The sequence below is a fragment of the Waterburya sp. genome, from assembly GCF_058530065.1.
Genome location: NZ_JBZNBU010000356.1, coordinates 24,603 through 37,638, shown reverse-complemented (window position 1 = coordinate 37,638; position 13,036 = coordinate 24,603). Strand labels below are relative to the sequence as shown.

The 13,036-nt window shown below is 38.0% G+C and carries 11 protein-coding genes; 6 read left to right on the top strand and 5 right to left on the bottom strand.

The features are described from left to right. Positions 1-74: 74 nt before the first annotated feature. Both AC33VI_RS21390 and AC33VI_RS21385 read right to left on the bottom strand, forming a co-directional pair. Positions 75-2,210, bottom strand: a complete 2,136-nt coding sequence (locus AC33VI_RS21390) for a methyltransferase domain-containing protein (RefSeq protein ID WP_491784293.1) — start codon at positions 2,208-2,210, stop codon at positions 75-77. 281 nt (positions 2,211-2,491) lie between these two features. Next, positions 2,492-2,758 carry a hypothetical protein gene (locus tag AC33VI_RS21385; protein WP_491784292.1) on the bottom strand — a complete coding sequence of 89 codons (267 nt, stop codon included), beginning with the start codon at positions 2,756-2,758 and terminating at the stop codon, positions 2,492-2,494. A 55-nt stretch (positions 2,759-2,813) separates the two neighbouring features. On the opposite strand from AC33VI_RS21385, the gene csaB reads away from it, so the two are divergent. From csaB to AC33VI_RS21360, 5 genes are all read left to right on the top strand, one after another. Then, complete coding sequence (csaB, locus tag AC33VI_RS21380; RefSeq protein WP_491784291.1) at positions 2,814-3,875, top strand: polysaccharide pyruvyl transferase CsaB; 1,062 nt, start codon at positions 2,814-2,816, stop codon at positions 3,873-3,875. 223 nt (positions 3,876-4,098) lie between these two features. Continuing rightward, positions 4,099-5,226 (top strand): hypothetical protein, encoded by a 1,128-nt coding sequence (locus AC33VI_RS21375; RefSeq protein WP_491784290.1) that lies wholly within the window; start codon positions 4,099-4,101, stop codon positions 5,224-5,226. 182 nt (positions 5,227-5,408) lie between these two features. Continuing rightward, the gene (locus tag AC33VI_RS21370; protein WP_491784289.1) at positions 5,409-5,636 is read left to right on the top strand and encodes a winged helix-turn-helix domain-containing protein; all 228 of its coding nucleotides are present in this window, start codon (positions 5,409-5,411) and stop codon (positions 5,634-5,636) included. A 29-nt stretch (positions 5,637-5,665) separates the two neighbouring features. Beyond that, the gene (locus tag AC33VI_RS21365; protein ID WP_491784288.1) at positions 5,666-6,571 is read left to right on the top strand and encodes a phosphodiester glycosidase family protein; all 906 of its coding nucleotides are present in this window, start codon (positions 5,666-5,668) and stop codon (positions 6,569-6,571) included. Positions 6,572-6,593: 22 nt separating this feature from the next. Beyond that, the gene (locus tag AC33VI_RS21360; protein ID WP_491784287.1) at positions 6,594-7,616 is read left to right on the top strand and encodes a hypothetical protein; all 1,023 of its coding nucleotides are present in this window, start codon (positions 6,594-6,596) and stop codon (positions 7,614-7,616) included. A gap of 50 nt (positions 7,617-7,666) precedes the next feature. On the opposite strand, the gene AC33VI_RS21355 is transcribed toward AC33VI_RS21360, so the two are convergent. Continuing rightward, positions 7,667-9,622, bottom strand: coding sequence for a glycoside hydrolase family 9 protein (locus AC33VI_RS21355; RefSeq protein ID WP_491784286.1), 1,956 nt, complete (start codon positions 9,620-9,622; stop codon positions 7,667-7,669). 178 nt (positions 9,623-9,800) lie between these two features. Next, positions 9,801-11,030 (bottom strand): molybdopterin molybdotransferase MoeA, encoded by a 1,230-nt coding sequence (locus AC33VI_RS21350; protein ID WP_491784285.1) that lies wholly within the window; start codon positions 11,028-11,030, stop codon positions 9,801-9,803. A gap of 197 nt (positions 11,031-11,227) precedes the next feature. On the opposite strand from AC33VI_RS21350, the gene AC33VI_RS21345 reads away from it, so the two are divergent. After that, the gene (locus AC33VI_RS21345) at positions 11,228-12,151 is read left to right on the top strand and encodes a methyltransferase domain-containing protein (RefSeq protein ID WP_491784284.1); all 924 of its coding nucleotides are present in this window, start codon (positions 11,228-11,230) and stop codon (positions 12,149-12,151) included. Between the two features lie 24 nt (positions 12,152-12,175). On the opposite strand, the gene AC33VI_RS21340 is transcribed toward AC33VI_RS21345, so the two are convergent. Next, a complete protein-coding gene (locus tag AC33VI_RS21340; RefSeq protein ID WP_491784283.1) occupies positions 12,176-12,967 on the bottom strand; it encodes an SDR family oxidoreductase in 792 nt (263 codons plus the stop codon). Positions 12,968-13,036 lie beyond the last annotated feature (69 nt).

Sequence of the window (13,036 nt, the reverse complement as noted above, 5' to 3'; positions counted from 1 at the left end):
TATTTCATTATATGTATTGTAAAACAAGGGAAAATTGAAAGTAAAATACGGTTTTCCCCATAAGCCACTCAATGTTAAATACTTAACCATGCCTTGTAAATAAATATTCCTCCTTGCTGTTCGTAAATACTAGAATCAACTTGTTGCTTGGTAAAAGTAAATCCTGTTTTGCGAAGTAGACCTTCGTAATGGTCGCAACTTAGTTTGTAGTCTCCCCGATTGATTTTGGCGCAGTTAGCAGTTTCTGTAGCTAAAGCGATTAATTCTGAATTTCCTTGTTGTTTTGCCAATTCCCAACGATAGTTATGATAAATTTCTACTGCTGTTTGACGGGTATAACTGTCTCGATCTTCGTAGGGCGGCAAAAATTCATCCCCAACAATCAATAACCCTCCTCTCTTGAGATTGCGTTTGATGTTTTTAAGATACTTTTCCTTATCCGCTAAATCTATATGGCGATCGCCCAAACAAGAAAAGATATAGTTAAACTGATAGGGAGGATCGTAAGCACAACTATCTTTGTGTTCGAGAGTAATATCTAATTGCTGCTGTTGGAGATTGTGTTCGAGTTTTTTATAACAGACCCAATCTAATTCTAAAGCCCAGATATCCGCTTCAATTGCAGCCAAATAGCGAGTAAAATGACCTGTTTTCGCGCCAACTTCTAAGATACGAGGCATTTTATTCCGTTTGCCTTGATGCTGATGCAACATAGCCAACATTTCCTCTACTAAGGGCTGAAAAAATTCCCGTCGATGCTGGCAACGGTCATAATTTTCAATATTGAGATATTGAGAAATACCAACGGATTTAACGGCAAAACGCGATCGCTCGAAAACCAAATCACGAATTTCCCGCATTTGTGACAAAATCTCTTCTGGTTCGGGTAAATGAGAGGGTTGACTGATTTCAATCGCGCTATTAATAATGGCAGCAAGAATCTGCTCGTGCTGGTTAATTTCAGCTAGATCCGCCGAGAAACGATTGTATTTAATAGTATGGCGATCAATATATTCAGCTAAAAGCTTACTGCCCGAATTAGCGATAATAATGCCAAAACTCCGACAATATTCGGGAAAATCTTGAGATAGCTTTTGATAGCTCACGGCTCGGACTCGATATTTCTCTGCGTGTTCTAATAAAATTTCAAAGTTACCCTCAAACACCCGAGGAGTCGCAAACACAAAAACTCGCACGCTTTCTGCTTGAGTGGAAGAACGAATTTCTCTGCCCATTTCCTGTTGCCAAAAATCTTCGTCTCGATCTACCAAAGTCAAAGCTTTGATTTGAATTTGCGATCGCTTTTGCAGCGACATCAAATAATTCGGATACATACTTGCAGGAATCAAATGGGAAGTGCGAGTTGTCTCCAATTGACAATCTATTTCTGCTAAAGAATGAAGTACGATTTGTTGAAAACACTCATTTTCCCGAATATATTGATTTTGTTCTAAAGCGGCAATTGCTCCTTCAAGGTTACTAGTGACTTTGACCCAGTTGCGATCGCCAATGGAAGATGTGGGCAAAACTGCTATGGTTCGCAATCTATTTTGCCATTGAGAAAATTGATAATCAACCCAAGTTTTAGCTTCGGAAATTCCCATCAATTCCTGTAATAAGTCTTGCAATTCTGCTTTATCTTCGGCATTAATCGCTGGAAAATCGGTCAATATTTCGGGTAAAGACTGTCGAAATTGTAATAGCCTGACTTGCTTGACCTTACCCAACAAAAAACCAAAATTTAGATGAATGGCTGTAGTCGTATTGCTCAAACAACAAACACCCAAAACAACATTGTTTAAAACAAATTCTACTTCATTGCGCCATCTTGGCGCGCTTAGATCCTGCCGACAGACAATGATTTCAATTCGAGGATGTTGAAAAATAGTTTCGCGAAAACCTTGCGCTAGTTGCTTTCCTACTTCTCCCGACCAAACTAAAACTACTTTTTTGGTGGCAGTTTGTTCTTGATAGGCTCGGACTAATAATTGTTGCAGTTTAACTAGTTTTCCTGGTCCTTTTCCTTCGATCTCAAATTTTTGGTAAATCTCCCCCAATCTCTTTCGCACTGCATTGGGTTGAATATTTAATTCTTCGGCGATTTCCGCAATCGTTTTTCCCATCAAAGCTGCTGATAAAGCTTCTATTTCTCCTGCTGTAACCTTATATTGACGGACATAATTAATCAAAAACTCTTGAGGAATAAGCATTATTGAGACTGAAAAATAGCTAATGCGATCGCGATCTCTAAAAACGTCGCTAAATATATGATAAAAAAATCATCTTCTTCATGTTTTGTTTCTAATTCACTAATTTTCACTTGCTATCAAAGAGCAACGATTTTTTTGTATGTTCCATTCACTTTGTAGACTTTCGTAACCTATTTCGTAGTTATAATCGTTACTCACTTTTTGCTCACTTTGCTTCAAAACGTTAGTGAGCAAGTGCTTGAGCTTACGCTATAGCGTCAAAAAAATGCTAAAGTGGAGGTTCAAGTCCTCTCATCCCCATGCCTTTGAAGAATTAAGATTGCCAGAGTTGAACCAGCAGCGATCGCATCACCCAACATCATTAAGTGTTTGCGGTTGGCGCGATCGACTATGATGCCCGCAATAAAAATACGCGGTAGCAGAGAGAAAAATCCTACTAAAGCGAAAACCGTTGCCAAACCTGTCAGTTCCCAAGCCCATAGCGTTAGGGCAAACTCACTCATATAGCTACTGATAGTATTGATATTGAGCCAAGGCGCGATCGACAATTAAATTATCCATGAATAAGATCGAGATTAAAATAATCTAGATGGCGAATGATAAATGGTAAATGTAAAAGCAGTATTGTGTGGTTATTATGGCATGGGTAATGCAGGAGACGAAGCCTTACTTGTCTCTTTATTACAAATGTTGCCAGAAGGGGTGACTCCCATAGTTTTGTCGGGAAATCCTCAAGCTACCAAGAAAAAATATGGGGTAGCTAGTTGCGATCGCAAGTCTACTTTTGCCATTCTTAACGCTCTCAAACAAAGTCAAGTATTTATCTGGGGTGGTGGTAGTTTGATGCAAGATGCTACCAGTCTAGCCAGCCCGATTTACTATGCTGGTATGATGGCTTTGGCTCAACAGAGAGGATTAAAAACCATTGCTTGGGCGCAAGGAATTGGACCTTTAAACAAATCTTTGACCCGTTGGCTAACTAAGCAGGTATTACTTGGTTGCGATGCTATTAGTGTTAGAGATAACGCTTCGGCAGAATTATTAAACTCTTGGCAAATTGAATCGATTATTGCTCCCGATCCAGTTTGGGCGATGACAAGTCAGCCAGGATCGGAATTATCGCAATTAAACGAAATCGATCGCCCTAAAGTTGCAGTTATTTTGCGCTCCCATCCTCTTCTAACTGAGCGTCGCTTGCAGATTCTAATTCGAGCTATCCAAGAATTTCAACAACAAACCAGCAGTCATATTGTCATTATTCCTTTCCAACCAACTCAAGATATGGCAATCGCTCGACAAATTTCCGCAGCCATAGCAAATAATACTTCTCTGATGAACCTTGACGATCCAGTAAAACTTAAAGGTTTATTTAAAGAAGTAAAAATGGCGATTGGAATGCGCTTGCACGGCTTAATTATGGCAGCAGCAGAAGGTTGTAGTTGTTTTGGTCTCAGCTACGATCCTAAAGTAACTCAATTAATGACTGAAATCGATCTCCCAGGCTATGAATTAGCAGCTTTGCCAACCGATTCTAGCCAAATTGCCCATCAATGGGGTGAAATTTTGAGCCAAGAAAGTCAACTCAATCGTCTTAAAATTCAGTCTTTAACAGACAGAGCTAAAATCCATCAAGAATTATTAAGAGAAATAATTGTTAAAGGTTAACTAAACTTGGCATTTTTAAGGACAAAGTATAAGCTGTAGCTAGCAAAATCTAAAGCTAATTAGGAAAAATCTCCAAATATTTCGATTTATCTTTATACTGAACTAAAATCATCTGATACTAATCAATACTTAGCTAAAAAACATACATAGCTATTAAGAGTAATTACTTAAATTTTAGCTCTTTTTGTTCCAACTGTTGAGAGATATTTAGATATAAACAATTATGACTGAAGCTTACGACAATACCAATCCTTGTAATCCCGAATCTATATTTGATGCTATTAATGATAGCAGTCGCGATCGACAAAGAGAGGAAACAATAGCCCAGGAAAATATATCTAATTTTAATAATAGTAATTCACCCTTAAATGGTGGCTTTCAAACAGATAATTCAACCATAAGTAATGCTACAACAATCGAATCGGAAAGCTCGTCAAATACTTCCATGAATTGGCAAAAAGTAGCCCATAAGCTGCGAGAGTACAATCGTAAATTACTCAAAAAAGTATTTCGCATCGAACAAGAATTATCAGATCTAGACAACAAATTTAAGAAACAATTAGAAAAAGCTCGTAGTAGCGATATTTTAGTCGCCCAACAAGAATCGGAGATCCAAAAATATCAAGAGCAAGTAGAATTATTTGACCGACAATTGACCAGCTTGGAGCAAACCGTCAACCAGAAAGAAATCCGCATCAATACCCTAGGCGAACAATATCAATTTTCCCAGCAGCAAACTGCAAAACTAGAGAGACAATGTACTCTGCTAAAAGAAAATAGCGATCGCCAAAATTACGAACTAACTATTAAAGATCAACAACTTCAAGAATTACAAATCGAACTAGAAAAACATCAGCAGTTAGCAATTCAATCTCAAACAGATAGAGATCGCCAAACCGAAGAACTAACTATTAAAGAACAGCAAATTCAAGAATTAAAAACAAAACTGGAAAGACAACAGAGGTTGGCTATTCAATATAAAGCAGAATTACAACGAGACCGTAAAACTACCACAACTATTCCCCCCAAAACCACGACTATTCCACCCAAACCTTCAGTACTTCACCATCAAAGCGATCGAAGAACGATCGAACCTTGGTCTAATCCCAGCAATGCCGAGCCAAAAATTTCTTTACCTCAAACTAAGCCTTTGCCTCTAGCTGCCAAAAAAATCCCCCCTTCCGAAACTATTAAAACCGCAGCTGAAATCGCTACTTGGGGTGCATCTCAAGTTAAATCTACTCCTCAAAATAAAAAAGCCAAAAAAGAAGCAGTATCTAAGTCTTCTGCTAAAGCCCAGCCCAAATCTTTAGCTGCGATCGACTTACCTACATTCCCCAGGCAAAAGTAATAGTAGGGGAAAGCGATTGTTTGCCCCATCCGCTAATTCAGTATATTTTCTGTCGTCACTATCGAAAATTGAGGCTATAACTGCGGGGATAGCTATAAGTTATGTCCGTTAGAGTATGTTCGTGGCGGATAAATCTTTTAGCGATCGCTTGCTTTTTAGAAGACTAAAAGAATTTAATATCCGTGATTGAAATTAAAATAATTAGTGCTACTCCTGGTATTAATACTCGCGAACGAATTTTGAAGTTAATTCAATCGAGGGCTACAGGAATTACAATTAAAGAGATTTGCAAGTCGATCGATCGCCCTATTTCGATGATTCAGATCTATCTTAAGGAATTGATTGCTGATAAAGCGATTTTTACTCGCAAGAATAAAGCAGGTGTTGGTTTAATTTATTATCCGAAGTAGTTAGAGTTAGTTGTTAGTTGCCCATAAAAATGTTCGATCGCAATGGTCAAAAAGCCGATAAAGTTTTGCTTTTGGTATTGATTATTTTGGGGGTTAGTTTGTCTTTGGGCATTGATAGCCTATTTCAAAAAGCAAAAAGCTTAAATAATTCAATTCGCTACGAAGTTATAGATCGATCGCACTATCAAATTCACACTGTTTTTATTCCCCATCAAAGCAATTATGCAGTTGTTCCCGTGGTTTCGGGTGGGCTTCAGCCGATGGCAGATTTTGTCAGTCAGTCGGAAGATGATGTAATGGCTGCGATTAATGGCGGTTATTTCGATCCTATCAATCACAAGACTACTTCTTTTATCGTCAAAGGCGATCGAATTGTTGCCGATCCTCGTTTTAACCCTAGATTGATGGACAATCCTGATTTGCAACAGTATTTAAGTAAAATTTTAAATCGAGCCGAATTGCGCTCTTATAATTGTGGAGGCAAACTGCAATACGACATACAGTTACATTCCTCACCCATACTTCCTAATTGTACCTTAATTGATTCTTTGGGGGCAGGGCCTAGTTTATTGCCAGAAAATACTTCTGTAGCCGAAGCATTTATCGATTATCAGGATGGAACAAAAATCCGCGATGCGATCGGTTCTGCTAGTCGCAATGCTAGAAGTGCTGTAGGTATTACGGCGGCAGGAGATATTATTTTAGCAATGGTCGCTCAAATCCCCGATAAACCCCTTGATTCGGGTGCTTCTCTTCAGGAATTAAGCGATCGCTTGGCTGACATGGGGGCAGTAAAAGCCATAAATTTGGATGGAGGAAGTTCTGTCAGTCTTTATTATGGCGATCGCTTTATTTATGGCAGAGTAGACCAAGAGGGCAAGGAGATCAAAAGACCGATTAAATCGGTTTTGTTGGTTAAACCCATAAGGTTTTAGGTAAAGATGAGGGCTAAATATTTTGAATCAAACGATAGAAACCAAGTTAGAACAATTTCAACAAGAAAATAATTTTAAGGAAATAGCTAAACTAATTGCCTATAGTTTTCAAGTTAATAATCGCTGGCAGAATTTAAAAATTTTTGGTTATCTACCCAAATTATTTAGAACTATTCAAATTACTTCAGATCCAGATGGCATTCAACCGCAAGATATTTTTATTGGCGAACCTCTAATTTATCAAGTTTATTACTCTAATAACCAAGAATTATATGGCTCTAAATATTTTTATATTTTCTGCTATTTAAAAGAGCGATCGTCACAATTGAACGTTCATTTTCAAAGTGCACATCCTAAGTATAAAAATTATAATTTAGCAGATTATCAGTTATCCCAAGAGAAAATTGTTTTTGAAGGTTCTACTTCAGCTTTTTCCGATAATAACTTGTCTACTATTAGTGTTAGCGATCCTGGGCAATTCTTACCAGAACTAACTTCAAGTTATTATGTAGGTTCTCCAGAAGTTAACTTTCCCGAAGTAATTGCCCGAGTTGTCGAAAAAATTATTAATCTCGCTAAGATTAGCTTACAAAATACATTATTCTTTGGTTCTTCAGCAGGAACTTTTGGAGCTTTATTAAGTAGTACCTATCTAACAGCCAAAACTAATGTTTTAGCTGTTAACAGTCAAATTAATATTCAATATCGTAAAGATATTATTGGAGCTTGTTTTAATTTGCAAGAACCTCAAGAAGCACTAGATAAATTTGGATTACAATTATCTTGTTTAAAACGATTTCAACAAGACTTAAAAGTCATTCCTAATATCTATATTTTGGCAAATATCAACGATAAATTATATCCCAGAAACTTTAAGTTTTACCAAAACTATATCGAAAAATTTACTCAACCAGGAATTAATCATCAATCAGTTTTTGATAGCTATTATGGAATAGATGGTCATGGTCGTCCAGAACCAAATTCTCTCAAAGCTAAAATGAGAATTGCACGAGAAGTTTTAACCATGAAGTCGATAGATTGTTAAAAACTAATAACTAAATCTAGAATTTTAGCTTAACCCTAATGAACATCAAATTAAGATTTTGATTCCCAGATTAATTCTTCCCCATCAAATAAATAGATCTTCGATATTACTAAAGGTTTAGCAAAAGGTTTAGCAAAAAACTTTTCTACACTACTCAATAAATTATTAGTAGATTGACTCCCACTAACCGTAAGAGAAATTTGCTTTTGATAATTATTTTTACCTCCAGGATAAATTGTTGTGTTGCCACAAGTGACTTCAGAATAAAAATTATCTTGTTGGAGCTTTACTGCTTTAGCACTGGCATTAGCACAATCATCAGAAAATGTAACAACAGATAAATTCTCGATTGGTTGCGATCGCTTTTCATAAAAGACTTGTACTATTGGATTTTCCAAGCCCCTAGCAGGACTAGCAGATTTATTAACGATTGTTAAATCGATCTTTGTTCCTTGACTATTTTTGGAAGTTTGAGACTCAACATAAATTTCAGGCTGGTTAGGTTGAGGAAAAGTTATGGCTGCCAAAGGATCTCCGCCAAATAGATCGTACATCTTGGCTAAAGCACCTACCAAACCCGCATTGTAACTAACTGCTACTTCATTCCTCACCCAATCATTGCGATCGTCTTCCCATTTTTCTTCTGCATCTGGACCTCCTACCAATGCACCCATCAAAAGATTGCGCGTTTGTTGGGGTTGACGAACATCATCGAGCCAACTTCCATGGGCGGTGCGGTGGTGGGGATTTTGAGGATAATTATCGCCGTAGCCAATGATATAGCTGCGACGATCGGGATTTTCTCCCAGAATATAATTAATTTGACTGATGGCAAAATCTCGATATCTCTGACTTGTAGCAGATTTTCCTTGAGTTTTTTGCAACCAATCACTATAGATAAAAGCCAAAAAGCTAGTATTTGCCGATAGAGGTAAAGATCCCCATTTAACTAAGAAAGCCAAACCTCCAGGAGTATATTTAATCTTTTGACCTTGATATCCTACAGTCCAAAAATTCAACCAAGCTTCAGCGCGTTTTTGATATTCTGATTTTCCTGTTTCTTGAGCTAAGAGAATATAAACCCCATAAGATTTATCATCAAACTGATAGGTATAGTTAAAAGGTTTGTCCATGTTTTGATATTCAGCTTCAGCCAGAGCTAAATATTCTCCCGAATAACCATCATTTTGAGCTTCTTTTGCCTTATGCAGCCAAATCGCACTCCAAACAAGCTCGTCTTGATAGCCATTAACAGAAGTATAAAAAGGGACTGCTGCTTTTAAACAGTCAGAATATTTACCGCGATAATTACTGGCAAAATCAAACAGTTTTTCGGCTTGTTCCACCAATAAATCGGCATATTCTAAATCTCCATTAGCCCTAAATAAAATCGAGCTAGAAGCTAAAGCTGCTGCGTTTTCTCCCGCCAAATCTGTACCAGGACAACTAGTATCGATTTTATAGGTTGGTCGATCCATTTGATAGTGAACTACCTCCGCTGCACCCCACCATTGATGATCTAGTTTGCCATTACCCACTTGTCCGTAAAGTACGTATTCTCCAGGCTTATCCTTAGCAAAAGAATTTAGTAAGTAGTCGGTTACCCATTTAATATTGTTCGATAGCTCGTCCAATTGACCCGATTTTTGATAAAGATCGTAATATTCAATTCCTCCCCAAGCTAAGGTAGTAACGCTATAAGCCATCGGGAAATTGAATTTAACATTATCCCCCGCATCAAACCAACCACCGCTTAAATCTACTCCCACATCCGCGCCATCGTCTAAAGTCGCATCATCTCGCCAAGGAATTCGATTCCATTCGGGTAACTTCCCCCCTTGCTGCGCTTCATAAAACAGAATTGATTTTTGCCATGCTTCTCCGTAATTATATTTGCCTTGACTGATAACGGGGGTCGAAGTGGTGGCAATAACCAGCACAGATACCATTAAGCCTAATAGTAGCTTTCTTATTCGTGGGTGATGAAATTTAGATTTTAAAGACATATATTAATTATTTTTAGAGCAAGATAAACTATCTGGATCTTTAAATACGATCGCTTGGGGTAATTGATGCCTATTCTAATTTTTTAATTAATATTTTGGGGTCTAACTACTAGAGTTTAATCAATCTTGCTGAAAAATAAATTCTAGATTTACATATCTAATATTCAGTAATGAATGACTATGAATTCAACATGACTGTAATCTTGCTTCCTGCAGGGATAAACTGGCGATCGAGAGGAACGATCGCCAGACCGTTAGTTTGAGCTAAATTAATTAAATTACCCGAACTATGACTGCCCCCAGCTAAAGCAAATTCATAGTTACCGTCTACTAAATCCAGTCTTCCCCAAAGATAAGTCTCTCGCTTGCCACTAGCTTTAAGATCGTGACGGTTAATGGCATTGACAAAGGAGGGTTGGTAATGATTCAATCCTGCTAGTTTTAACAGTGCGGGGCGAACAAAACGCCAACAACTAACTAAAGCCGAAACGGGATTTCCAGGGATACCAAAATACAAACAATTGTTGTCTTCAAAAGTAGCTACAGTTAGGGGTTTTCCTGGCTTTACCGCTACGCTACGAATGTGTAGTGTTCCTCCTAATTCTGCGAGAATTTTGTCCACATAATCATAGTCTCCTACGGATACACCGCCAGTCGATAAAACCAGATCTGCCGATTTAATGGCATCAGCGATCGCATCTTTTAATTTTCCTGGGTCATCAGGTACGATGCCCAACTTAAGGGGAATTGCCCCATTGCTCGCAACAAAGCTAGCTAAAGCATATTGATTGGAGTCTACTATTTGTCCTGGTTTTAAAGTTTGTTCTGGGGTAACTAATTCGTCTCCCGTAGATAAAATTGCTACTCGCGGATGACGATAGACCGATAGTTCGGTACATTGGGCGGTAGCTAATACCGCTATTTCAGGGGCATTTACCCGAATTCCTGGGTCGAGAAGCGGATTTCCTGCTTGATAAAAAGCTCCTTTATGTCTGACAAATTCTCGATCTTGGGGCGCAGAGAGAATATTTACTAGATTTCCTTCTCTAGTAGTATTCTCTTGAATGACAATCGTATCCGCCCCTGTGGGCAACATTGCTCCCGTAAAGATACGGGCTGCTTGTCCTGATTTTAGCTCTAGATTAGGGCGATCTCCTGCTGCTATTTCTGCCATCACTTCTAAGGTAAGGGGGTTGTCGGCATTACAGTTTTTGACATCTTCATAGCGCACCGCGTAGCCATCCATTGCGGAATTATCCCAGTGGGGAAAATCTAGTTTTCCCTTCACTTCTTGAGCTAAAATTCTGCCTTGGGCGTTTTCCAATTTGACTATTTCTCTATCTTTTTGAGGATCTAAAACTCTAACTAAATTTAGAATATTAGCTTCGGCTTCTTTTACAGGTAGCATAGGTGGTTGTACAAAATTGATTCGATCGTTAAGAGAGAAGTTAGTTCTTGAGGGCTACTCATCAACAGTTATTCTATAAACTACCAGTTTCAAACTGGATACGGTTGAGAACAAATGCTTATTGACTGCTATGAATTAGCCACTCACTTACTTTAGAATAGTTGCTAATTTAATAATTTCATCCCAAATATTTTTCAATGACTGCTACTACATCTAATACTCAAATTGGTATAGCTTCTCGTATGGTAAATATTCTTTTGGGAATTACTCCCTTAGCCAAATTTGCCAAAGCTCGCGCGCGCAACATGATGATCGAACGGGCGGAATCTATCGGAGTCCCTTGGAGAGACAATGTCAAACAGTTGAGCGATCGTAATTGGGATGAGGATTTAGCAGCAATACAAAATCCCGATCTCAAATATCCTGAATATTACACTACTTCATTTCATGCTTATGATGAAGGTAATTTAACTTGGAAAGCAGCTTGGGAAGTGGAATCTGCCTCTCGGGCAGTTCACGCTCAAATTTGGTCTAAAGGCGATGTAAAAGGAGATTCGATGCTGCGTCAAAGCTACAGTCAAGCAATTAAAGATAATCTCGATCTTGTCCCACAAAATATTCTTGATTTGGGTTGTGGGGCTGGTATGAGTACCTTTGCTCTACAAGAAATTTATCCCTTAGCTAAATTGACAGGAGTAGATCTTTCGCCCTACTTTTTGGCGGTAGCAAAATACAGATCTCAACAGAATAATCAAAATATTAAATGGGTTCATGCTGCTGCAGAGAGTACAAATTTGCCTGAGAATAGTTTTGATTTTGTTTCTGCCTGTTTGGTATTTCATGAATTGCCAACCGCTGCTGCCGAAGCAATTATTAATCATGCCTTTCGCTTATTAAGTCCTGGAGGTTATTTGGCAATCATGGATATGAATCCTCAATCTGAAGTATTTTTAAAAATGCCTCCTTATATCTTGACTTTGCTTAAAAGTACCGAACCCTATTTGGATAAATATTTTAATTTGGATCTGGAAAAATCCTTGATTCAGGCGGGGTTTGCCAATCCTAAAATTACAATTAATAGTCCCAGACATCGAACCATTGTTGCTCAAAAATTAAATTAATAAATTCAGTAGAGTAACTATAAACTAATCTTTCGTAAGGCGGTCAAAATACCAGTTCAATAAAGGAGATATTGCGCTATGCCAACGATTTAACAGAGTTAATTCTACTCCAGGGGCGATCGTAAAACTTCCTTGTTTAATTCCTTGAATAATTTCTTGGGCGACAGATTCCGCAGTCCAGGTTTTAGCAGTAGCAGTAATTCTTTTGGTTTCAGGAGGTTTAATTCTATTTTCTGCTTCTAGCTGAGGAGTATCGGTATCGGGAGGATAAACGATCGCCACCCCAATTCTTTTAGGTTTTAGTTCTCCTCGTAATGATTCTGCTAAACCCCGAAGAGCGAATTTAGAAGAACAGTAAGCTGTATAGCCATAAATTCCAATCAAACCAGCACCAGAAGAAATCAAGACTATATTTCCCGATTGCGCTTGTTCCATTGCTGGTAATACCGATTTAATCGCGTATAAAGAACCAAAGTAATTGACTGCCATAGTTCTTTCAAAAACCTCAATTGGTATATCGTTAAAATAGCCAGGATGAGCAATTCCAGCAGAAGTAATTAAGAGATCGGGCGTTCCTAATTCGGCGATCGCATTTTCTATCGCAGTGGTGATTTCCCCTCTCTGAGAAACATCAGCAACAAAAATTGAGATTTTTTGTTCTGGATTGAGAGTTATTTGCTTTATTTCTTGTTGAGCTAGTTTTAATTTAGCCAGATCGCGAGCTATTAAAGAAACATTTACTCCTTGTTGAGCTAGTAATTTGGCTGTAGCCTTGCCAATTCCGCTAGAACCTCCCGTAATAATTGCGTGTTTCATAATTGTCGATCTGATGTTTTTTTTGATTGATTGGTTAGTTCTTAATAAGAAGATTAAGATGGAATGGTA

Excerpts from the sequence above, each read along its gene's own strand:
- AC33VI_RS21345 (WP_491784284.1), top strand. The coding sequence starts at position 11,228 with ATGACTGCTACTACATCTAATACTCAAATTGGTATAGCTTCTCGTATG.
- AC33VI_RS21375 (WP_491784290.1), top strand. The coding sequence starts at position 4,099 with ATGACTGAAGCTTACGACAATACCAATCCTTGTAATCCCGAATCTATA.
- AC33VI_RS21390 (WP_491784293.1), bottom strand. The coding sequence starts at position 2,210 with ATGCTTATTCCTCAAGAGTTTTTGATTAATTATGTCCGTCAATATAAG.
- AC33VI_RS21350 (WP_491784285.1), bottom strand. The coding sequence starts at position 11,030 with ATGCTACCTGTAAAAGAAGCCGAAGCTAATATTCTAAATTTAGTTAGA.
- AC33VI_RS21355 (WP_491784286.1), bottom strand. The coding sequence starts at position 9,622 with ATGTCTTTAAAATCTAAATTTCATCACCCACGAATAAGAAAGCTACTA.
- AC33VI_RS21340 (WP_491784283.1), bottom strand. The coding sequence starts at position 12,967 with ATGAAACACGCAATTATTACGGGAGGTTCTAGCGGAATTGGCAAGGCT.
- AC33VI_RS21365 (WP_491784288.1), top strand. The coding sequence starts at position 5,666 with ATGTTCGATCGCAATGGTCAAAAAGCCGATAAAGTTTTGCTTTTGGTA.
- csaB (WP_491784291.1), top strand. The coding sequence starts at position 2,814 with ATGGTAAATGTAAAAGCAGTATTGTGTGGTTATTATGGCATGGGTAAT.